General features: G+C 60.6%; 24 protein-coding genes. 15 read left to right on the top strand and 9 right to left on the bottom strand.

What is annotated here, in order from left to right; genetic code table 11:
• The first annotated feature begins 17 nt into the window (after positions 1-17).
• Genes BLR31_RS13480 through BLR31_RS13465 form a run of 4 tightly spaced genes read left to right on the top strand, consistent with a single transcriptional unit; the run spans position 18 to position 3,533 of the window.
• Positions 18-332, top strand: coding sequence for a c-type cytochrome (locus BLR31_RS13480; RefSeq protein ID WP_090597220.1), 315 nt, complete (start codon positions 18-20; stop codon positions 330-332).
• Positions 333-341: 9 nt separating this feature from the next.
• Complete coding sequence (locus BLR31_RS13475) at positions 342-1,634, top strand: NAD(P)/FAD-dependent oxidoreductase (RefSeq protein ID WP_090597219.1); 1,293 nt, start codon at positions 342-344, stop codon at positions 1,632-1,634.
• Between the two features lie 5 nt (positions 1,635-1,639).
• The gene (locus BLR31_RS13470) at positions 1,640-2,698 is read left to right on the top strand and encodes a YeeE/YedE family protein (RefSeq protein ID WP_425287247.1); all 1,059 of its coding nucleotides are present in this window, start codon (positions 1,640-1,642) and stop codon (positions 2,696-2,698) included.
• A gap of 43 nt (positions 2,699-2,741) precedes the next feature.
• Positions 2,742-3,533 carry a thiosulfate oxidation carrier protein SoxY gene (locus tag BLR31_RS13465; protein ID WP_176762659.1) on the top strand — a complete coding sequence of 264 codons (792 nt, stop codon included), beginning with the start codon at positions 2,742-2,744 and terminating at the stop codon, positions 3,531-3,533.
• A gap of 31 nt (positions 3,534-3,564) precedes the next feature.
• Here the strand turns inward: BLR31_RS13465 and topA are convergent, their stop codons facing one another.
• The 6 genes from topA to ruvX all read right to left on the bottom strand — a co-directional run bounded on the left by topA (position 3,565) and on the right by ruvX (position 10,908).
• Entirely contained in the window at positions 3,565-6,156 is a 2,592-nt protein-coding gene (gene topA, locus BLR31_RS13460) for a type I DNA topoisomerase (protein WP_090597214.1), read from the bottom strand.
• A gap of 228 nt (positions 6,157-6,384) precedes the next feature.
• The gene (gene dprA, locus BLR31_RS13455) at positions 6,385-7,494 is read right to left on the bottom strand and encodes a DNA-processing protein DprA (protein ID WP_090597212.1); all 1,110 of its coding nucleotides are present in this window, start codon (positions 7,492-7,494) and stop codon (positions 6,385-6,387) included.
• Positions 7,495-7,501: 7 nt separating this feature from the next.
• Positions 7,502-8,104, bottom strand: a complete 603-nt coding sequence (gene plsY / locus BLR31_RS13450; protein ID WP_090597211.1) for a glycerol-3-phosphate 1-O-acyltransferase PlsY — start codon at positions 8,102-8,104, stop codon at positions 7,502-7,504.
• On the bottom strand, positions 8,101-9,399 hold the full coding sequence (gene pyrC / locus BLR31_RS13445; protein ID WP_090597289.1) for a dihydroorotase: 1,299 nt from the start codon (positions 9,397-9,399) through the stop codon (positions 8,101-8,103). Before pyrC ends, plsY begins: the two co-directional genes overlap by 4 nt.
• Positions 9,392-10,369, bottom strand: coding sequence for an aspartate carbamoyltransferase catalytic subunit (locus BLR31_RS13440; protein WP_090597208.1), 978 nt, complete (start codon positions 10,367-10,369; stop codon positions 9,392-9,394). Before BLR31_RS13440 ends, pyrC begins: the two co-directional genes overlap by 8 nt.
• Positions 10,370-10,449: 80 nt before the next feature.
• On the bottom strand, positions 10,450-10,908 hold the full coding sequence (gene ruvX / locus BLR31_RS13435) for a Holliday junction resolvase RuvX (protein WP_090597206.1): 459 nt from the start codon (positions 10,906-10,908) through the stop codon (positions 10,450-10,452).
• A 72-nt stretch (positions 10,909-10,980) separates the two neighbouring features.
• On the opposite strand from ruvX, the gene BLR31_RS13430 reads away from it, so the two are divergent.
• From BLR31_RS13430 to BLR31_RS13380, 11 genes are all read left to right on the top strand, one after another.
• Positions 10,981-11,511: an MBL fold metallo-hydrolase gene (locus tag BLR31_RS13430; RefSeq protein WP_090597205.1), complete on the top strand. Its 531-nt coding sequence runs from the start codon at positions 10,981-10,983 to the stop codon at positions 11,509-11,511.
• 92 nt (positions 11,512-11,603) lie between these two features.
• A complete protein-coding gene (gatC, locus tag BLR31_RS13425; RefSeq protein ID WP_090597202.1) occupies positions 11,604-11,891 on the top strand; it encodes an Asp-tRNA(Asn)/Glu-tRNA(Gln) amidotransferase subunit GatC in 288 nt (95 codons plus the stop codon).
• Positions 11,892-11,894: 3 nt separating this feature from the next.
• A complete protein-coding gene (locus BLR31_RS13420) occupies positions 11,895-12,359 on the top strand; it encodes a GNAT family N-acetyltransferase (protein WP_090597200.1) in 465 nt (154 codons plus the stop codon).
• 22 nt (positions 12,360-12,381) lie between these two features.
• Complete coding sequence (gatA, locus tag BLR31_RS13415) at positions 12,382-13,866, top strand: Asp-tRNA(Asn)/Glu-tRNA(Gln) amidotransferase subunit GatA (RefSeq protein WP_090597288.1); 1,485 nt, start codon at positions 12,382-12,384, stop codon at positions 13,864-13,866.
• A complete protein-coding gene (locus BLR31_RS13410; protein ID WP_176762658.1) occupies positions 13,866-14,630 on the top strand; it encodes a pentapeptide repeat-containing protein in 765 nt (254 codons plus the stop codon). The genes gatA and BLR31_RS13410 overlap by 1 nt, the downstream gene beginning before the upstream one ends.
• Positions 14,631-14,749: 119 nt before the next feature.
• A complete protein-coding gene (locus tag BLR31_RS13405) occupies positions 14,750-15,010 on the top strand; it encodes a hypothetical protein (RefSeq protein WP_176762657.1) in 261 nt (86 codons plus the stop codon).
• 723 nt (positions 15,011-15,733) lie between these two features.
• Positions 15,734-16,048: a chorismate mutase gene (locus BLR31_RS13400; RefSeq protein WP_090597196.1), complete on the top strand. Its 315-nt coding sequence runs from the start codon at positions 15,734-15,736 to the stop codon at positions 16,046-16,048.
• Between the two features lie 10 nt (positions 16,049-16,058).
• The gene (locus tag BLR31_RS13395) at positions 16,059-16,574 is read left to right on the top strand and encodes a GNAT family N-acetyltransferase (RefSeq protein ID WP_090597195.1); all 516 of its coding nucleotides are present in this window, start codon (positions 16,059-16,061) and stop codon (positions 16,572-16,574) included.
• 93 nt (positions 16,575-16,667) lie between these two features.
• Positions 16,668-18,152, top strand: coding sequence for an Asp-tRNA(Asn)/Glu-tRNA(Gln) amidotransferase subunit GatB (gene gatB / locus BLR31_RS13390; protein WP_090597194.1), 1,485 nt, complete (start codon positions 16,668-16,670; stop codon positions 18,150-18,152).
• Positions 18,153-18,177: 25 nt separating this feature from the next.
• Positions 18,178-18,570 (top strand): VOC family protein, encoded by a 393-nt coding sequence (locus tag BLR31_RS13385; RefSeq protein WP_090597193.1) that lies wholly within the window; start codon positions 18,178-18,180, stop codon positions 18,568-18,570.
• Positions 18,571-18,621: 51 nt separating this feature from the next.
• On the top strand, positions 18,622-18,819 hold the full coding sequence (locus tag BLR31_RS13380; protein ID WP_090597192.1) for a hypothetical protein: 198 nt from the start codon (positions 18,622-18,624) through the stop codon (positions 18,817-18,819).
• Positions 18,820-18,858: 39 nt separating this feature from the next.
• On the opposite strand, the gene BLR31_RS13375 is transcribed toward BLR31_RS13380, so the two are convergent.
• The 3 genes from BLR31_RS13375 to purM all read right to left on the bottom strand — a co-directional run bounded on the left by BLR31_RS13375 (position 18,859) and on the right by purM (position 21,565).
• Positions 18,859-19,758: a DMT family transporter gene (locus BLR31_RS13375; protein ID WP_090597287.1), complete on the bottom strand. Its 900-nt coding sequence runs from the start codon at positions 19,756-19,758 to the stop codon at positions 18,859-18,861.
• A 158-nt stretch (positions 19,759-19,916) separates the two neighbouring features.
• Positions 19,917-20,510 (bottom strand): phosphoribosylglycinamide formyltransferase, encoded by a 594-nt coding sequence (gene purN / locus BLR31_RS13370; protein WP_090597191.1) that lies wholly within the window; start codon positions 20,508-20,510, stop codon positions 19,917-19,919.
• Complete coding sequence (purM, locus tag BLR31_RS13365; RefSeq protein WP_090597286.1) at positions 20,507-21,565, bottom strand: phosphoribosylformylglycinamidine cyclo-ligase; 1,059 nt, start codon at positions 21,563-21,565, stop codon at positions 20,507-20,509. The genes purN and purM overlap by 4 nt, the downstream gene beginning before the upstream one ends.
• Positions 21,566-21,657 lie beyond the last annotated feature (92 nt).

The following is a 21,657-nucleotide window of genomic DNA, read 5'->3' as shown; positions in this document are numbered from 1 at the left end:
GAGGGGACACATTTCTCATGCCATGGGATAAAATCGCTCTGGCTTTGGCCGGCGCGCTTGCTACGGGCGTGCTGATGACCGGCGCCGCCCAGGCTCAAACCGACGCCAGCGTCTTGGCCGGCACCTGCGCAAACTGCCACGGCACAGATGGAAACTCGCCAGGCGCGATACCATCGATCGCCGGCTTGCCGTTTGAATACATTCTCGAACAGCTCCTGGCCTTCAAGGCCGACGAGGTGCCCGGCACGACGATCATGGGGCGCATCGCCAAGGGTTATAGCGACGAAGAGCTTGAAGCTCTCGCGCTGCATTTTTCCGAGATCGAGGAGTAGGGGCACGCCATGATTTCCAGACGTAAAGTCATCAAATCCGCCGCTGCCGCTTTTGCCGCTACGCCACTATTGTCCATGCCGTTCGTTGCGCGTGCCCAGACTGCCGGGCGCGTCGTGATCGTAGGCGGTGGGTTTGGCGGGGCGACTGCAGCCAAATATATCAAGCGGCGCAATCCCGATATCGCGGTTACGCTCGTTGAAGCCTCTCCGCGCTTCTACACCTGCCCGTTCTCGAACCTCTATCTCGGCGGTCTGCGAGACTTCGATTCCATTGGCCATTCGTTCGATGAACTCACCGACACCTATGGGGTCGAGCTGATCACCGAGTGGGCGGAAGGTGTGGATGGCGATGCGCATACGCTGACGCTTGCCTCTGGCGAGACGCTCGGTTACGACAAGCTTCTGTTGTCTCCGGGCATCGACATGCGCTGGGATGGCATTGAGGGCTATGACGAGGCAGCAGCAGAATTGGCGCCTCACGCCTGGAAAGCCGGGCCGCAGACCGAATTGCTGCGCAGCCAGTTAGAAGCGATGGACGACGGCGGACTGTTTATCCTTTCCGCCCCGGCCGATCCGTTCCGCTGCCCTCCCGGGCCTTATGAGCGGGTCTCGCTGATCGCCAACTATTTCAAGGAAAGCAAGCCCAGCTCCAAGATACTCATCCTCGACTCCAAGGATGCGTTTTCCAAGCAGGGCCTGTTCCAGGCCGGCTGGCAAGAGCTCTATGGCGATATGATCGAGTGGGTGAGCCTGTCCAATGATGGCCGGGTCATTCGCGTGGATGCTGAAAATCTTGAAGTCGAGACCGAGTTCGGTGAAATTCATCGGGCCGACGTTCTCAATGTTATTCCACCGCAAAAGGCCGGCTTCATTGCTGAAGCTGCCGGTGTGACCAATGAAGGTGGCTGGGTGCCGATCAATCCCGAAACCTTCGAATCCCAGCAGGTTTCCGATATCTATGTCGTTGGCGACGCCACAATTGCCGCGCCGATGCCGAAATCGGGCTTCAGCGCAAATGCGCAGGGCAAGGTCGCCGCTTCGGCCATCGTTGCCGCGCTCACCGGTGAAGAAGCGCCTGCGCCGTCCTGGGCCAACACCTGCTACAGTCTAATCGGCCCCGAATACGGCATCTCCGTTGCCGGCGTCTACCGTGTCGAGAACGGTGAAATCATCTCGGTCGAAGGCTCCGGTGGGGTCAGCCCTGCGGAAGCAGATGCGGAATTCCGCGCCGCCGAAGCCCGCTACGCCGTAGGCTGGTATGACGCCATAACCCAGGATATCTGGGGCTCTCAACCGGCGTGACAGGCATAACTTCACTTGAACAATTGGTGCTATGGGCGGGGCTGTTTATCGGCCTCGCCTTCGGCGTTTGTGGGCAAGTTACGGGCTTTTGCCTCATGCGCGGGCTCAAGACCTGGTGGGTGGATGCGGACGGTCGCAAGATACGTGCGTTTGCGCTCGCCATTGCCGTTGCGCTCGTCGGAAGTCAGGCACTTGATGCTCTCGGGTTGGTGACACTTACGCAGTCGCTCTATGTCCAACCGATGATCGCCGCGCCTGCCATTTTCCTCGGTGGGCTGGTCTTTGGCTTTGGCATGATCATGGCCAATGGCTGTGGCGCCCGCTCCCTGGTGCTTTTGGGCAGCGGAAACCTGCGCTCGCTTCTAGTTCTGCTCTGCCTCGGCGTTGCCGCTGCGGCGACGTTGACTGGGCTGATCGCACCCGTGAGGCTGTGGCTGCAGGGCATTGGTGTCTGGTCGCCAGCCACACAGGCGACAATCCCCCACCTTGTTACCGACTTGGGTCTCTCTTACGAATTGGCACGATGGATCGTCATTTCGGTTCTAGCGGGAGGATTGGCGATCTTTGCGTTTGCAAGCGCCCTGTTTCGTGCCGATTGGCGGGCTGTTTCCAGCGGCTTCGTTATCGGTGGGCTGGTGGTCGCTGGCTGGTATAGCACTGGCGTGCTAGGCGCGGATGATTTCGATCCGGCAGCTCTTGAATCACTTACCTTCATCGCGCCGATAGGCAACTCCATTCAATATGTCATGTTGGCAACCGGCCTACGGCTCAGTTTCGGGGTGACGGTCGTGGCTGGTGTTTTCCTCGGTGCATTGGCTTCAGCCTTGGCGACACGCACCGCAAAGCTTGAGGGGTTCACCAGGCCGCGCTCAATCCTGCGCTATGCTGGCGGTGGGGCCCTTATGGGAATCGGCGGCGCGTTGGCACTTGGATGCTCCATAGGGCAGGGGCTCACCGGGCTGTCGACCCTTGCGCTTGGGTCGTTCGTCGCTGCTGCCGGTATTCTGGCGGGGTCCGCACTTGGCCTTCGTGGTCCGTTCAAACTCGCAGCGCCGCAGCCTTGAGCCGAGCGGTGGGCAACCCTATATCTGGGACATGACTGATCCAATGGAAACACATTTTCGCCCGTCGCGGCGCTCGATCCTCGCCGGAACTGCTGCCGTCGCGGTAGGAGCCATGCTTCCACGTCTAGCCTTGGGAAACACCGGTGCGTGGAGCCGAGTAGACGACGCGATGGCCATTCTTGATGGTCGCGATCCTATCGCGCAGGGCGTCGTTCTCGATCTGCCCCTGATCTCGGAAAACGGCGCCGTGGTGCCGCTCGGGATTTCGATCGATCGTCCGATGGCCGAAGACGAGTACGTTCAGGCCATTCACGTCTTCGCGCCCGCGAACCCTTTTCCGCACATCGCCAGCTTTCGATATCCGAACGCGCGCTCCACCCCTCGGCTGGAAACGCGCGTTCGGCTCAATGAAAGCCAACCGGTCGTCGTGCTTGCTGAACTCAGCAGCGGCGCGGTGTTGGTCGGCGAAAGCGAGGTCAGGGTCACCGTTTCAGGGTGCCTTACGATGTCGGACACATACGATACCGAATCAGTGTTCCAGACCCGAGTTCGCGTCGAGCCGGGCGCGCCGACAAGCGTGCTGACTCTGATCAATCACCCCCAGGAAACCGGGCTGCGGACCAATGCGCAAGGCGAAATCATCCCCAAGCGACTGATCGAAAAGCTCGAAGCGCGCATCGGCGATGAACTGGTTTTCGAGGCCGATCTCCACAGATCGATATCGGCCAATCCCTATCTTAGGTTCTACATTCAGCCGGACGCACCCGGAACGCTCGATCTGGTATGGACCGAGGACACAGGCGAGACGGCGGAGTTTTCGCAAGACGTCGCCTGATTTCAAGGCGATTGGACATAGGGCCGAAGCGTTACGCTTCGGCCTTTTTCTTTGCGGCCTTGGGCTTTGCCGGAGCTTTGGCCTTGGTCGCGGTTTTTGCCGCAGCCTTCTTTTTTGGCGCCGCCTTTTTGGCTTTGGGCTTTGCCTTGGCCCCGCCCTTGGCGGCAATGAGTTCGAGCGCCTTTTCGAGCGTCACGTCTTCAGGCCCCAGATCCTTGGGCAACGTAGCATTCACCTTGCCCTGATTGACGTATGGCCCATAGCGACCGGCCCGGACCGAAATCGCGCCATCGTCATGCTCGAAGCTCTTGATCGCAGCAGCTGTCGCCCCGCGACCGCCACGCCCGCCGCCTGCGCGCTTCTCAGCCAACAGCGTGACAGCCCGGTTCAGCCCGACCGTGAACACTTCCTCCACATCAGGAAGGTTGGCGTAGGTGCCGTCGTGCAGGATGAACGGACCATAGCGCCCCAGCCCAGCGGTGATCGGTGTGCTCGTTTCAGGGTGCATCCCGACCTCACGCGGCAGGGAAAGCAATTTGAGGGCCTTTTCCAGGTCCATCTCGGTCGCATTCCAGCCCTTCGGCAGGCTCGAGCGCTTGGCGTCCTTATCCTCGCCCAACTGGACGTACGGACCGAAGCGACCCGTCTTGAGGTAGATTTCCGCCCCCGTTTCCGGATCGGCACCAAGGACACCGTCGCCAGCTGCCGCCTCGGAAGCCTGCCCGGTTGCGCTTTCGGCAAGCTGTTGCGTGTGCCGGCACTCGGGATAGTTCGAGCAGCCGATAAACGCGCCATACTTACCCAGCTTGAGCGAAAGCTGGCCCGTGCCGCAGGTCGGACAAATCCGCGGGTCGGTCCCATCGGGCTTTTCCGGGAAGATATGGTGGCCCAGAAGGTCGTTGAGCGCATCGAGCACTTCGGAGACCCTGAGGTCCTTGATCTCCTCGGTATGGTGCGAGAAGTCCTTCCAGAAGCGCCGCAGCACCTCCTTGTAGTCGATCTGGCCCGCCGAAATCTCGTCGAGCTCCTCTTCGAGCCCTGCCGTGAAGCCGTATTCGACATATTTGGTGAAAAAGCTCTGCAGGAAGGCCGTGACCAGCCGCCCACGATCCTCGGGGACGATGGCACGCTTTTCCAGCCGGATGTAGTCGCGGTCCTTGAGCGTGCCCAGTGTGGCCGCGTAGGTAGACGGACGACCGATGCCCAGCTCTTCCATCTTCTTGATCAGGCTCGCCTCGGTGTAGCGCGCCGGAGGCTGGGTGAAGTGCTGCTCGATATCCACCTGCTCAAGCGATGGCGTATCGCCCACCGCCAGAGCCGGAAGATCGCGGCCGTCTTCATCGTCCTCATCGGTCTTTTCGACGCCATAGACGCCAAGAAAGCCAGGAAACGTCACCACCGAACCGGTAGCGCGCAGCGTGATGTCTCGCCCCGCTGCAACGACATCGATATCTGCTGTCGTCCGCTCGATCTCGGCTGACCGCATCTGGCTGGCCAGTGCCCGACGCCAGATGAGCTGGTAAATCTTGTGCTGATCGGGATCAAGGTTACGCAGCGTATCCGGATGCTTGCCCAATTCGGTCGGGCGGATCGCTTCGTGCGCTTCCTGGGCGTTCTTGGCCTTGGTCTGATAAAGGCGCGGCTTTTCAGGCACGTATTCGGCGCCGAATTCCTTGCCGATAACCCGACGTGCTGCTTCGATCGCCTCGGGGGCCATCTGAACCGCGTCCGTACGCATATAGGTGATCAGCCCGTCCTCATAGAGACGCTGCGCGATCTGCATGGTCCGCGATGGCGACAGCGATAAACGCGATGAGGCGTCCTGCTGGAGCGTCGAGGTCGTGAACGGTGCATAGGGGTTTCGCTTGGTGGGCTTTTTGTCGACGCTGGTGATCTTGAAGCTGCCCGCTTCGATCGCCGACTTCAGCCCGGCAGCATCTTCGCCGGTCTTGACCGCGAGCTTGTCTGTCTTGGTGCCATCGACCGAATACAGCCGGGTCTCAAAGCTCTTGCCGGCCTGATTGAGCGTCGGCGTCACGCTCCAGTATTCCTGAGGCTTGAAGCGCTCGATCTCTTCCTCGCGCTCTGTCACCAGGCGCAGGGCAACCGATTGCACCCGCCCGGCAGACCGTGACCCTGGCAGCTTGCGCCAGAGAATGGGGGAGAGCGTAAAGCCGACCAGATAGTCGAGCGCGCGCCGCGCCAGATAGGCGTCAACGAGCGGGCCGTCGATATCGCGCGGGGACTTCATCGCCTCGGTCACGGCGTCTTTGGTGATCGCGTTGAACACCACGCGCTTGACCGGCATGTCCTTCTTGATGGCTTTCTTGTCCTTGAGCGCGTCCAGAAGGTGCCAGGAAATGGCCTCGCCTTCGCGATCAGGGTCAGTCGCCAGAATCAGTTCGTCAGCGCCTTTAAGCGCGCGCGTGATGTCGGCGAGACGTTTCTTGGAGTTGGAGTCGATCTCCCAACTCATCGCGAAATCTTCGTCGGGACGCACCGATCCATCCTTGGCCGGCAGATCGCGCACGTGCCCAAAGCTGGCCAGAACCTCGAAGTCCTTGCCCAGATATTTGTTGATGGTCTTGGCCTTGGCCGGGCTCTCGACGATAACGACTTTCATGCCTGTGACGGCTCCGCAACTGCTACTGAGCGTTCCCCGAAACAAGTGTCATCACCTATTCGGACTGGGAACGCGACAAATAAAAAAATGGAAGCAAGCTTGCTCCAGAACGCCTTGAATCACTGGAGGTAGGGCGCGAGTGACCTGCGCTCAAGGTCCGCGCAAAATGGTGAAGTCGCTAGGCGATGTCAATCGCGTGCCCGATTTGCCGTCCTGGACCGCGACAATTCATCCCCTCAAGGCGAACAATTGACCGGTGCGTTCGATCCGTCCCGCCAGTTCGAGTTCCAATAGCATGATCTGCATCGCACCGGCAGCAATTCCGGTTGCCTCGATCAGGACGTCGCTAGCCGTCGGCGCATGGCTAAGCGCTTCGATCAGCCGGCCACGCTCATCGTCTGTGGGTTCATTGTCCACAGGATGGGCATCTTCGGGTTCGCGCGTTTCAAAGAGCGGCAGGCGCGAGGGGTCGGCATGGGTCAGTTCGGAAACGATGTCGCGGGCGCATGTAACAAGCTTGGCGCCTTGCTGGATCAGATGATTGCCGCCTTCGGCACGCGGGTCGAGGGGGGAGCCAGGCACTGCGAAAACTTCGCGATCCTGCTCCAGGGCCAATCGCGCGGTGATCAGCGATCCCGACCGCTTGGCCGCCTCCACAATCACCACGCCCAGAGATATTCCGGCCACCAGCCTGTTGCGGCGGGGGAAGTCGCGCGCCCTTGGCTCCCAACCCAGTGGCATTTCCGTGACCAAAGCGCCGCCCTGATCGACGATCGCCTGAGCAAGATCGATGTTTTCCGGCGGATAGAGGCGATCCAGTCCTCCGGCCATCACGGCAATGGTACCGCTGGCAAGAGCTGCCTTGTGCGCAGCTGCATCTATGCCGCGCGCCAGACCGGAGACGACGACATAACCACCGGTGCCGAGATCGTTTGCCAGCATTTGCGCCATGCGACGACCGGCCGCCGACGCATTTCGAGCGCCAACGATGCCGACCGTTCGTGGAGCACCAAGGATAGCGTCCCCCATCACCGTGAGCAGTGGCGGCGGGCCGGCGACGTGTTTGAGATGCGGCGGATAGTCGGGGTCGGTGACGGCCACGAGGCGCGCGCCCATCTTGTCGATGCCCGCCATCTCGTCTTCGGCCTCGCCCTGCGAAGGTATCCGGATGGTCCGTCCGCCGCCGCGCTGCGCAAGATGGGGTAGGGCATCGAGCGCCGCTTCAGCTCCGCCGAACCGATTGATCAGTGCGCGGAAGGTCGAGGGTCCCACATTATCGCTTCGGATCAATCGTAACCATGCGACGCGCTGTTTGGGGGAAAGATTTGCGCGCTGCATGAAGCGTTCAGCCCTGTCCGGCAGGTTTTTTGTCCCCGATCCTGCTCTCGGTGCCCTTGAGCAGTCTGGCGATGTTCGTCCGGTGCGTTATGAACAAGGTTACCGACAGAACGAAGGTTGCGACGGTCAGCCATTCCCCTGAAAATGCGTAGGCGAACATTGGCGCGGTGGCCGCCGCGGTTAGCGCCGCCAGGGATGAATAGCGTCGCACAGCAGCGATCAGCAGCCACACCGCACAAAAGATGAGGCCGACGAGCCAGTTGAGAGCGAGAAGAATGCCGATATATGTCGCGACGCCTTTGCCGCCCTTAAAGCCGAGCCACACTGGAAAGACGTGGCCGAAAAAAGCCGCTACGCCGGCGAGCGTGGCCGCCTCATACCCCCAGAGCCAATAGGCGATCCCGACTGCTGCCGCGCCCTTGCCTGCGTCCCCAATCAGCGTAAGGGCGGCAAGGTCCTTGCGACCCGTCCGCAGAACGTTGGTTGCCCCTATGTTGCCCGAGCCTATGGACCGCACGTCGCCGACCCCGGCGAGTTGGGTCGCAAGGACGCCGAACGGGATCGAACCGAGCAGATATCCCAATATAAGTGCCAGCGCATATTGCGTCATGCGAAGGCGTCCTCCTCAAATACCGTCTTGCCGCCGACGATCGTCATCATGACTTTCCCGGACATGCGTGCGTTTTCGAACGTCGTGTTGCGCGACCGTGAGCGGATCGTAGCTTCCTCCACCAGCCATGGATAGTCCGGATCGAACAGGCAGAGATCGGCAGGTGCGCCCTTGGCGATACGGCCGGCATCCAGTCCTAATATTTCGGCTGGGCGCGATGTCATGGCGCGCAGCACGGTCGTCAGATCCAAATCGCCGGAGTGGACGAGGCGCAATGCCGCCGCAAGCAGGGTTTCAAGACCAATCGCCCCGACTGCTGCGTCAGCGAAAGGCTGGCGTTTGACCTCGGTATCTTGCGGATCGTGATCGGAATGAATGACGTCGACGACGCCTCTTTTGAGCGCGTCGACAAGCGCCAGCCGATCGTCTTCGCTTCGAAGCGGCGGGGATAGCTTGAAGAACGTGCGGTATGAGCCGACATCGTTCTCGTTGAGGCATAGATTGTTGATCGACGCCCCGACCGATATGGCATTGCTTCGCCGCTTGTAAAATTTGGCCAGTTCCGCCGACCGCGCGGTGGAAATCTGCGCGGCGTGGTAGCGGGCACCCGTCATTAGCGCTAGTTGTAGATCGCGATCGAGCGGAATGGTTTCGGCTTCGGTAGGAATGCCTTTCAGCCCGCGAAACGTCGCGAGCGCGCCGGCATTCATTACGCCATCCGAAACAAGGCTCGCTTCTGCGGGCAGATGTACGATCGGCACATCGAAATTGTTGGCGTAGATCATTGCCGCGCGCAGAACCGCGGTGCTCTGGATAGAGCTGCGCCCTTCCGTGAAGCAGACCGCGCCAGCTTCGCGCAATAGCCCGAACTCGGTCAGGTCCTGACCGCCGGTTCCCTTGGTGATCGACGCCGATGGGAGGACGTTGACGCAGGTCGTTGCCTCGGCATGGCGCGCGATGAACTCCACCAGCGCGCCATCGTCGATCACTGGTTGCGTATCGGGCATGACGACGATGGACGTCACGCCACCGGCAGCCGCGGCGCGTCCGGCGCTTTGCAGCGTCTCGCGATATTCGTGCCCCGGTTCACCGGTGAACACGCGCATATCGATGAGCCCTGGGGCGAGAACCATGCCCTTTGCGTCGATCCGCCGCGCGGCATCCGGACCGCCATCGACCGCGCCTTGCGTGATATCGGCGATCCTGTCGTTCTCGATAAGCACAGCGCCGCGCATGTCGGTATTGCTGGCTGGATCTATGATGCGTGCGTTTTCAATAAGGATGGGCTTATGCATCGTCCGCATCCTTGTTCAGTAGGGCATCGAGCACCGCCATACGTACAGCGACCCCCATTTCGACCTGTTGTGTGATGACCGATTGCGGGCCGTCCGCGATGGCCGGGTCGATCTCCACGCCTCGGTTCATTGGTCCTGGATGCATGACGAGCGCGTCGGCATTGGCATGGGAGAGCTTTTCGGCGTCCAGGCCATAAAACTTATAGTATTCGCGCACCGACGGGATCAGCTTGCCCGATGCGCGTTCGTTCTGAAGCCGAAGCATCATCACGACGTCCGCGCCCTCAAGACCCTTGCGCATATCGGTGAAGACTTCCGACGCCATCTGGTCGACGCCGCGCGGCAGCAGCGATTTTGGCGCGATCACGCGCGTTCGCGCACGCATTGCGCCGAGGAGGATCAGATTGGACCGGGCGACACGCGAATTGGCGATGTCGCCACAAATCGCCACGGTTAGCCCGTTCAGCCGTCCCTTGTGGCGCCGGATCGTTAGGGCATCGAGCAGCGCCTGTGTCGGATGTTCATGCGCGCCGTCGCCGGCGTTCAGCACAGCGCATTCGACCTTCTGGCTCAAGAGCTCGACCGCGCCGGATGATCCGTGGCGCACGACGATCGCGTCCGGCTGCATGGCATTGAGCGTGGCCGCCGTATCGACCAGGGTCTCACCCTTGGCGACCGAGGATGTGCGCACCGCCATATTCATGACCGTCGCGCCCAGCCGCTTGCCCGCAATCTCGAAGCTCGCCTGGGTGCGGGTGGAATTTTCAAAGAACAGATTGATCTGCGTCTTGCCCGCCAGATTGGGCAATGTCTTGCGCTGACGCGAGATCGGAATCATTGCCTCGGCGCGATCCAGGAGATCGATGATCTCTTGCTGGTTGAGCTGGGCGATGCCCAAAAGATGCCGATGACGGAAAGGAAGAAAAGAGCCCTTCGGGCTATCGGACGGGTCCGGTTGTCGTCGTGCCATTGTCTGTCCCACTCTCGACTAGCGGTCCCTAACCCATGGGGCAGGGAGCGGCAAGGGCAGGTTTGGCACTTTTCAGAGCTTTAACGCGGACGCAGCCGATCGAGCGCGCCCTGCAAAATGTAGCTCGCCGCAAGTTTGTCCACCACTTCGGCGCGCCGTGCCCGCGACAGATCGGCCTCGATCATCGTGCGTGTCACGGCCATGGTCGACATGCGCTCGTCCCAGAACACCATGGGGAGATCGATCTTTTGCTTGAGATTACGCACGAAAGCGCGGGCCGACTGAGCGCGTGGGCCTTCCGAGCCGTCCATGTTGAGCGGCAGACCGATCACGATCCCGGTCACATTGTTATGGGTGATCAGCGCCAAAAGCCTCTCTGCATCCGCTGTAAACTTCGCCCGCTTGATAGTTTCGATTGGTGACGCGGTCATGCGAAGGCTGTCAGAGATCGCAACGCCGATGGTCTTGGTACCCAAGTCCAGCCCCATGAGCTTGCCGGAGGGGTGGAGATCGGTGAGCGGGTTGGAGGTGTCCGACATGTCTCTTCCTTGCGGGCCTGGCCAAGGCGGCTTATCAGCAGTTTGCAGCGAGCTGGCAAGGAAAATGGCGCAATGAAGATCACGTGGTTTGGCGCAATGACGTACCGGATTCAGATTGGGGGTCGTATCATCGTCCTCGATCCCGAAGGCGCACCGGCAACCATTAACGTCGGCGAACTCGTCTCGGGCGCTGATTCCGTCATCCACCCTGACCCAACCGATCTCGAGGATTTCGAAGGCGCAGCGTGGCGACCCAGAAGGCGCGCGCGGCTTATCGATGAAGAGGAAGCGAGCCTTGTGCTCTACCGCCTGGACACCAGCGGCCTTATTGTCGACTCGCCTGACGAAGGCTTGCTGATCCTCGACCAAGCGACATCGTCCACGCAATATGATCGTTGGGCAGACGGCGCCGTTGTGATCCTGTCGGGCACCGGCCCTCAATGCGGCGCTCACGGCACGGCGCTTCTTGAAATTGCACGGCCCAAGCTCCTCGCGCTGGCGATCGACGACCACGATATCGATCCGGTATTCGATCTCCTGGCCCCCCTTCTGGGCGACACGAGCCTGATCGTGCTCGAACCGAGCCTTGCCGTTGAAATCTGAGGACCGATTTGGCGATTGCCTTTGGCCGAGTGCCGTTGCTAAAAGCCAATCAACCCAGACTGTAAACCCCACTCCAATCCCAGGAGATGCATATGTCGGTCGATGCCGATACCGTAAGGCGCATTGGGCGCCTCGCCCGCATCCGGATCACCGAGGATGAGGTTGCCTCCTATGAAGGCGAGCTCAACGCCATCCTTGGTTTCGTAGAGCAGCTCGACGAAGTGAACGTCGAAGGCGTCGAGCCGATGACGTCTGTTACACCGATGGTGCTGCGTCGTCGCGAGGACAAGGTGACCGATGGCGGCTATGCCGACCGTATCGTTGCCAACGCGCCGATCTCGGAAGACAATTTCTTCATGGTCCCCAAGGTCGTGGAGTAGGCCGTGGCCGTCACCGTTGCCATTGAGAGCCCGTTGCAAGACGAGGTGCGCGCCTTGATCGCCGCGCTCAACGACTATCTCACGCCTCTGTCTCCGGAAGAATTCCAGTTCAAGATGACCGTCGAACAGATGGCCGAACCGCATACCACAGTGTTCATTGCCCGGGACAATGAGGGCAGGGCCGTCGGATGCGGGGCGCTCAAGGTGCACGACGCTGCCTTCGGCGAAGTCAAGCGCATGTTCACGCTTCCCGAGGTCCGCGGCCAGCGCGCCGGATCGGCCATCCTGAACACAATAGAAGAAGCCGCCCGTGAAAAGGGCCTTTCAAAGCTCATGCTCGAGACCGGCGCGCGCGACACGATGGAACCCGCGCATCGCCTCTATGAACGCTCCGGTTTCGTTGCCCGCGGGCCGTTCCTCGACTACCCCGACAGCCCGTATTCAGCATTTTTCGAAAAGGCGCTCTGAAGGCGCCAAGAAGGATTTGTCCGTGACCGATTTGACCCGCCTGAGCCTCAAAGCCCTGCGCGACGGCCTTGCCGCCAAGGAATTTACCGCCCTCGAGGCCACCGACGCCTATGTTGCGGCCATCGAGGCGGGCAACGACAAGCTCAACGCCTATGTCGCCGTCACCGCTGATCAGGCGCGCGAAATGGCCAAGGCGTCCGATGCGCGCATTGCCAAAGGCGAAGCCGGTACACTCGAGGGCGTGCCGCTGGGCATCAAGGATCTGTTCGCCACAAAGGGCGTCCACACCCAGGCCGCCAGCCACATCCTGGACGGTTTTAAGCCTGAATATGAATCGACCGTCACCGCCAATCTCTGGCGTGACGGCGCCGTTATGCTGGGCAAGCTCAACATGGACGAGTTCGCCATGGGCTCATCCAACGAGACATCCTACTACGGCCCGGTCATTAACCCCTGGCGCGGCGAAAGCGACAACAAGGACTTGGTGCCCGGCGGCTCGTCCGGTGGCTCGGCATCGGCGGTGGCCGCATGGCTGTGCGCCGGCGCCACGGCGACCGACACTGGCGGCTCGATCCGCCAGCCAGCGGCGTTTACCGGCACGGTCGGCATCAAGCCCACTTATGGCCGCTGCTCGCGCTGGGGGACGGTCGCCTTCGCGTCCTCGCTCGATCAGGCTGGACCGATCGCTCGCACTGTCGAGGATTCGGCGCTCATGCTGCAGTCGATGTCCGGCTTTGACGAAAAAGATTCGACCTCGGTCGATGTCGCCGTTCCCGATTTCGCCGCCGCGGTCGAACGTGGCGTCAAAGGGCTGACTATCGGCGTACCTGCCGAATACCGCATGGATGGCATGCCCGAGGAGATCGAAAAGCTCTGGACGCAGGGCCTCGAATGGCTCAAGGCCGAAGGCGCCACGGTCAAGGATATCTCCTTGCCGCACACGAAGTACGCACTGCCCGCCTATTACATCGTCGCGCCGGCCGAAGCCTCGTCCAACCTCGCTCGCTACGACGGCGTCAAATACGGCCTGCGTGTTTCAGGCAAGGACATCACCGACCTGTACGAACTGACCCGCGCCGAAGGTTTTGGCCGCGAGGTCAAGCGCCGCGTGATGATCGGCACCTATGTGCTGTCCGCGGGCTATTACGACGCTTATTACGTCCGCGCCCAAAAAGTGCGCACGCTCATCAAGCGCGACTTCGAGGACGCGTTTAACGCCGGCGTCGATGCCATCCTGACCCCCGCTACGCCATCTGCGGCCTTCGGCATCGCCGACCAGGACATGGCCACCGATCCGGTCAAGATGTATCTCAACGACATCTTCACGGTGACGGTGAACATGGCCGGCCTGCCGGGCATCGCCGTTCCCGCCGGAAAGGACGGGCAGGGGCTTCCCCTCGGTCTGCAGCTCATCGGCAAGCCGTTCGACGAAGAAACGCTCTTTGCTGCCGCCCGTGTCATCGAGAAAAGCGCAGCGCTCGATCTGGCGCCCGCCAAATGGTGGTAATGAGCCAGGATGAGCTCGAAGAGCTGATCCTTTCAGGCAAGCCCGTCGAAAACGTCGATCTTTCCGACATCGACTGGACCGATATGCCAGATGGCGCGCTTAATGCGCGCCATTGTGTTTTTCGGGAAACCGGGCTGACCGATGCCGAGCTTGCAGGCGCGAAATTTACCGACTGCACGTTCGAACGCACGCGATTTGCCGGTGCCAACCTCACCGATGCGATATTTTCAGGCTGCTCGTTCTTTGATGGGGAGACCCGCGTCGGGTGCGATTTTTCTCGCGCTGATCTTGAGGGAGCGACTTTCGAGAACTGCAACCTCTCGACGTCTCGCTTTGGCCTTGCCGGTCTGTTCGGCGCCGTATTCAAAAATTGCAAGGCGGCTGGCGCAGATTTCGAAGACGCGCGGTTTTCTAAACAGGCGGGCAGCAGGCTCGCTATGTCTCGCGTGTCGTTCCTATCGACAAGACTGGATATGGCCAGTTTTCGCGGCGCCAAGCTCGACGATTGCGTTTTCTCCGAGTGCAGCCTGCGCCAGGCCGATCTGAGGCAGGTGTCGTTCGCCAGCGCCGACCTGCGCAATTCCGATTTCAGCGAAGCGAGCTTCAACGGCGCCTTTCTCGATAACGCAGACTGCCGTGGCGCAACGCTGCTCGGCGTCGACCTAACCCGCTTGTCCAGTTTCGAGGGCCTAAAGGTCTCGTCGGATCAACTGACTGACCTTGTGCGTCCCCTCGGCATCCGGGTCTTCCCCGCCACCCGTTGAGTTGCACAAGTCGCGCTTAGGCGCTAACTCAGAACCTCGTTTCACATACGGTATTCATCACCCCAATGTCCGACATCTTCACAACCCAGGATTGGTCCGCACCCCCCAAGGAGCTCAGCATGCCGCTACAGGCGCTCTGGTGGATCAAAAAGGGCGAGTTCCGCATGGGTCCCGAATGGGAAGAGGCCCATCGCATCGTCCAGCAGATGGAGGGCGTGGAGGCGTTCGACTGGGTTCACGCCCTGCTGCACTGGATCGAAGCCGACATGGGCAACGCTGATTACTGGTATCGCCGCGCCGGCAAACGCCGCACAGCACCTTCGGTGTCCCAGGAATGGGAACATCTGGCTATGATGCTCTCGGACGGCGCGAAGCACTAAAGCTGCTGTCCTGATGAATCAAACAGGAGCTCCAAGCTCTTGATTTGTCACGGTTGCAAGCCGCAAAACGGGCGTCTGCAAATTACCAGCTATCGACCCAACTGCTTCCTTGAGTCTGAAAGAAGCTCGGCGCCAGCCACACGCTTCCTTTCTCCCCTGGTGGGAGAAGGTGCCCCGTAGGCCGGATGAGGGGAGCTGAGTCTCCTCAACTACCCTTGCTCAAAAATAACTTATCCCCGCACCCCCAACCGCCTCCATAATCCCCGAACGAACCCGCTTTGATGGACGCAAGCGCAACGAACGTTTGGGCGGGTTTGGTTCGGGTTCCTTGCGGGTCGCCGCAGGGAGGGCCTAAACGTCACAAGTGCCGGTCGTCGGTACCCATACGGCGGCTTACCGGGGAAACCCGGCGGGGAGTTTGAAGCGGTTTGGCCGTGGCCAAAGCCGAAGGTCCGGTGGACCTTTGGCAGCGCCCAAACGCCCGGAGACCTATGGTCGGAGGGCCAAACCCCAGCCTTCTGAAGGGCGAGTAAGCCAAAAATCCCGAGCGCCTGGGGCGATGATCGCTTCATACTAAAAAACAAACTGCGGAGCGTTCATCGCCCCATGCCGTCTATCCGTCACCCGAGGCGATATCGCCGTCGGACGCCTTGCCGCGCGCAAAAGGTTGAAAATGGCAACCAGCCGTTGCAAACCAGCATCCATGGATAACGGAGCCGCGACATGACCGCTACGAAACTGCCCGCCGATTGTGAAACCAAGGACGACGTTCGCGTCGAGATCGACCGTATCGATCGCGCGCTTGTCGAGCTTTTTGCCGAGCGGCACGCCTATGTCACGCGGATGGCCGAGATCAAGACCGATCCCCATGAGGCCAACGATCCGGCGCGTATCAACGCCGTCATCGAGAAGCGCCGCAACCAGGCATTGGACCTCGATCTTGACGAAGATCAGGTGGAGTTGATCTGGCGCACATTAATTGACTGGAACATTAACTACGAAAAGGGCATCATCATCGCCCGGAACCGCAAAAAGTAGAGCCACTCAAATGCTCGAACAGCTGAATTTGCGCCGCGCCTCGATCGCCGAAGCTGACAAGCTCGGTCGGCTGGCCTTTGCGGCCTGGGATTCGAGCATGCGCCACGTCATCAATCCGGAATCCGAAGAGGCTCTGGACGTCGAGCGCGCGGCGCTCGAGCTGTCCTTCCAGCTTTTCTGTATCACGGCGTGCAATTCCATCACCGTCGCAGAGCACGATGGCGCCTTGGTCGGGTGGGGCGCTCGCGAGCCGATGAGCGATTATATCTCCGATCTCTGGGTTGCGCCGCCGCATCAGCGGAACGGTATCGGGCGCGCTCTGCTGTCGACTGTGGAACAGGACATCTTTCGGTCCGGCCATGATGTCAGCGTTCTCGAAACGCATGCCGAAAATGGCGGTGCGATCCGCTTCTACGCCCGCGAGGGCTATGGCATCGTCTGGCGCGGCATGAAGTTCTCTCGCATGCTCGGCCAGCGCGTGGAAAAAGTCCGCATGGAAAAGCAACTCGTGGTCACCGCCCATTAGGGTCTAGCGCCCCTCGACCATTTGTTTTATCCCCACTCCCAAGCCATTCGCGCAAGCAAGCGCCCTGAACATTTGAGCCAGGTTTTCGCCGCCATGACACTTGTCGACACACGCACTCCGACCCCGAAATACTTCATCTCCGGCGCCACGGGCGACTGGGAAATGGTGATCGGGATGGAAGTGCACGCTCAGGTCACATCCGAATCCAAATTGTTCTCAGGCTCATCCACCGAGTTCGGCAATTCGCCCAACGCCAACGTCTCCTTCGTCGACGCCGCGATGCCGGGCATGCTGCCAGTCATCAACGAAGAATGCGTGCGTCAGGCTGTCCGCACTGGCCTGGGCCTCAAGGCGCAGATCAACAAGCGCTCGGTGTTCGACCGCAAGAATTATTTCTACCCCGATCTGCCGCAGGGCTATCAGATTTCGCAGTTCAAGGACCCGATTGTCGGCGAAGGCAAGGTCATGCTCGATCTTGGCGAAGATGGCGAAGTGGAAATCGGCATCGAGCGGCTGCATCTGGAACAGGACGCCGGCAAGTCGATCCACGACCAGCATCCGAATATGAGCTTTGTCGATCTCAACCGCTCGGGCGTTGCGCTGATGGAGATTGTCTCCAAGCCCGATCTGCGCTCGTCGGAAGAAGCCAAGGCCTATCTGTCCAAGCTGCGCACCATCCTGCGCTATCTCGGGACCTGCGACGGCAATATGGAGCAGGGCTCTATGCGCGCCGATATCAACGTCTCCGTGCGCCGCCCGGGCGGTGAATTCGGCACCCGGTGCGAGATCAAGAACGTCAATTCCGTTCGCTTTGCCGGTCAGGCCATCGAATATGAGGCGCGCCGCCAGATCGACATCCTCGAAGACGGTGGCAAGATCGATCAGGAGACGCGTCTTTACGACCCTAAGACCGGCGAAACGCGGTCCATGCGAAGCAAGGAAGAAGCGCACGACTACCGCTATTTCCCCGATCCCGATCTGCTGCCGCTCGAATTCGACGACGCCTTCATCGAAATGCTGGCCAAGGATTTGCCCGAGCTGCCGGACGAAAAGAGCGCGCGGCTTATCAAGGATTATGGCGTGACGCCTTACGACGCCTCAGTTTTGGTCTCCGATCGTCGCTATTCCGACTTTTACGAGGATGTCGCTAAAGGTCGCGATGGGAAACTGGCCGCGAACTGGGTGATCAATGAATTCTTCGGCCGCCTGTCCAAGGAAGGGCTTTCGATCGATGACAGCCCGATGGACGCCAACCAACTGGGCGGGATCGTCGAGTTGATCACCAAGGGCGAGATTTCCGGCAAGATCGCCAAGGATCTGTTCGAGATCGTTTGGAGCGAAGGCGGTGTCCCGGCTGAACTCGTCGAGAGCCGTGGCATGAAGCAGGTGAGCGACACCGGCGCCATCGAAAAGATCGTCGATGACATCATCGCCGGGAACCCCGGTCAGGTTGAGGCGGTTAAGTCAAAACCCGGCCTTCTGGGCTGGTTTGTCGGTCAGGTCATGAAACAGACCGGCGGCAAGGCCAACCCGCAGGCCGTCAATGATATCTTGAAGGCCAAGCTCGGACTTGAATAGACGGGACGCTGGCCGAGGAGCCTCCATGGTCAGCACCAACCGCATCATCTTCAACATCCTTGCTCGCGACATCGAAGAGACCGCATTGTTTTACGAAACACTCTGCGGCCTCAAACGCATCTATACGAGCGACTGGTACATCGTGATGACCCCGACGGGGCTGATGGACGCGCTGACTTATGAGCTCGGCATCATAGATCAAGTTCACGAGAACGTGCCGAAAGCGGCGCGCGGTCATTTCCAGGGCGGGTATCTGACGATCGTTGTGGACGACGTGCATGCCGCGCACGCTAGGGCGCAGGAGCTAGGCGCCGAGATCGTCAGCCCGCCGACAGATACGAGCTACGGCCAGAGGCAAATGATCATTCGCGACCCCAACAGCGTCGTGGTCGATATCTCCTCACCCATGCCGCGATAGGAACGGGTTTGCTGAGCATTCGTTTGGCTTGGACGCAAACGGAGATTCACCATGACTGATCCGCAGCCCAACGATCCCGGCCCGACGGTGCCCAATCCCGATCCGATCTCGCCGATCCCTGGCAATACCGAACCGATCTCGCCGCAGCCCGACAGTCCGATCCCGGACCCATCCGATCCAATTCCTCAACCGCCCGAGCCAGAAATTCCGCCCAATCCGGGCGAACCGATCCAGCCGACGCGCAGCTAGAATTCAGAGGGCGAGAGTGGAACTCTCACTCTCGCCCTTTCAGTTGGCCGCATGCTTTCTCATGCCCAGCCAGCGCGGCAAGCGCCCGTCGAGCATCAACAGCCCGATAAAGATTGCGCCCATTCCTACGAGATGGGTCGGCAATACAACTTCATTCAGCAGCAAAAATCCGAACAGTATCGCCGAGACCGGTGCGATGAAGGTCGTCGCGGAGAAATTCGTCGCGCCGATGCGCGGCAGGATGCGATACATGATCTGGAACGTGAACGCGGTCGAAATCAACCCGATCGCCAGCGCAGCCGCCCAGGTTTCAGCCTGGACGATGACAGGGGCGCCTTCTACGATGAAGGTGACCGGCACCGCGGCAATTGCGGCTCCCGTCAGCGCGATGGCTGCGAAAACTGTCGGTTCGACGCCTTTGAAGCTGCGCGTAATGTTGAGCGACAGCGCATAACAGAATGTCGCCAGCAGGCATGCGCCAATGGCCCACAACTGCGATGAGCCGCCCGATGCAAGGGCAGGGGATGCCAGTATCGCTGCGCCGGTGAACCCTGCAACTACGCCGATCGATTTGTGCCGCGTGGCGCGCTCACCATCGAACCAGAAATGGGAAACGATCACCGTCATGATGGGCGTCAGCGCATTGACGATCGCCGCCACTCCGCTCGCCAGATGCGCCTGGGCCAGCGGGTAGAGCGCAAACGGGATCGCATAGGAGAGCACGCCCAAGAGGCCCAGCTTGATCCATAGCGAAGGCTCGCGCGGAATGGATTTGCGTAGGGCAAAGACCACCGCCCAGCAACCCAGCGCGCCAATACCAACCCGCAGGCTCGAAACCCACAGCGGTCCCAACTCCCGAATCAGAATGGCGTTGAAAATAAACGAAAACCCCCAGATCGCCCCAAGGGCTATGATCCAGAGCCAATCACGCATTGCCATTTTTGGGCCCCACACGGCGCGTCCACGCCTATTGGCTGGAGGCGAAAATAACTCAGGAAAAACGCTACGCTCAACCGAACAAGATGTCGAAGCAGTGTTTGCGATAGCAGATATCAATTGAGGTGATGAGGCGACCCGCTTTTGACGGCGGCGGCGCCTTAGCGAGGGTAAGCGACCTCGCCCGCCGCCAGCCGCCGAAGCGCCTCGGGATAGAGCTTATGCTCTTCAACCAGAACGCGTGCCGCCAGACTGCCGGGAGTGTCGTTCGGCAAAACCGGAACACGTGCCTGCGCTATCACCGGACCCTCGTCCAGCCCCGGTGTCACGAAGTGCACGCTACAGCCCGCTTCTGCCACGCCATCGGCAAGGGCACGAGCATGGGTATCCAGCCCCTTATAGTCAGGCAGCAGCGAGGGATGGATGTTGATAGCCTTGCCTTGCCATCGTGTCGTGAACTCCGGCGTGAGGATGCGCATGAACCCTGCCATGCAGACGATATCGGTTCGCCAGGCCTCAAGTATCGCCGTCAGGGCGTTTTCGAAGTCGAGCCTTGTTTCGAATTTGCTCTGCGCCAACGCGGCCGTCGTGATACCTTCGCCTCTGGCGGTATCTAACCCAGCCGCTGCTGCGCGATTGGAAAATACGCCTATGATTTCAGCGGGATAGTCGGGCGCCTTCGCAGCATGAATCAGGGCGGACATGTTCGATCCTCGCCCTGAGATGAGAATCGCAACCCGCTTGCGGTTGGTCATAGGGACAGCGCGCCGGAAAATTCCACGGCATCGCCAGTGCGCTCAACGAGTTCGCCCACGACGCTCGCCGTTTCCCCAAGCCCCTCAAGCTTTGCGACCAGCGCATCTGCGTCCTCCGCAGCCACCGCCACCAGCATGCCGACACCGCAGTTGAACGTACGCAGCATTTCGCGTTCGGCAATGCCGCCCTGCTGCGCCAGCCAGCCGAACACTTTTGGCGTTGCCACGGCGTTGAGGTCGACGCGCGCTGCGAGATGTTTTGGCAGCACACGCGGAATGTTCTCCTGAAACCCACCGCCCGTAATATGCGCAAGCGCCTTGATCCCGATCTCCGACCTGATCGCGTCGAGCAGCGGCTTCACATAAATCCGCGTCGGCGTCAGCAGCGCCTCGCCGAGCGTCTGGCCATCGGCGAACGGCGCCGCGTCCGACCAGTTCATGCCGGAATTGGCGACGATCTTGCGCACCAGTGAATAGCCGTTCGAATGCACGCCTGAGGAGGCGATCGCAACGAGCTTGTCACCGGTGGCGATGTCGCTGCGGGGCAAGAGGGCGCCGCGCTCGGCGGCGCCGACGGCAAATCCGGCTAGGTCATAGTCATCGCCGTGATACATCCCCGGCATCTCGGCGGTCTCGCCGCCCAGGAGTGCGCAGCCGGCTTGCCGGCATCCTTCGGCGATGCCCTCAACGATTGCGGTACCCTGCGCCACATCGAGCGCGCCCGTGGCAAGATAGTCGAGAAAAAACAGCGGCTCGGCGCCTTGCACGACGATGTCATTGACGCACATCGCGACGAGATCGATACCGACCGTATTGTGAACGCCCGCGTCGATGGCAATGCGAAGCTTGGTGCCCACGCCATCATTGGCAGCCACCAGTATGGGGTCCTCAAAGCCAGCGGCCTTTAGGTCGAACAGCCCACCAAAGCCGCCTATTTCGCCATCCGCACCGCTGCGTCGCGTCGATTTGACAGCAGGCTTGATCGCTTCGACAAGCGCGTTGCCAGCATCGATATCGACGCCCGCCTGCTTGTACGACAAACCGTTCGATGGCATTTTCGTGCTGTCAGGCATGAGCCGCATGTTATCCACTTGGCTACCCACAGCCTCGGCGGGGCAGCAGATTGACGTTGATCGTGCCCGCTAGG

The organism is Pelagibacterium luteolum, assembly GCF_900100665.1.
In the GTDB taxonomy this organism is placed as follows: domain Bacteria; phylum Pseudomonadota; class Alphaproteobacteria; order Rhizobiales; family Devosiaceae; genus Pelagibacterium; species Pelagibacterium luteolum.
This window is presented reverse-complemented; position numbering and strand designations above follow the sequence as displayed.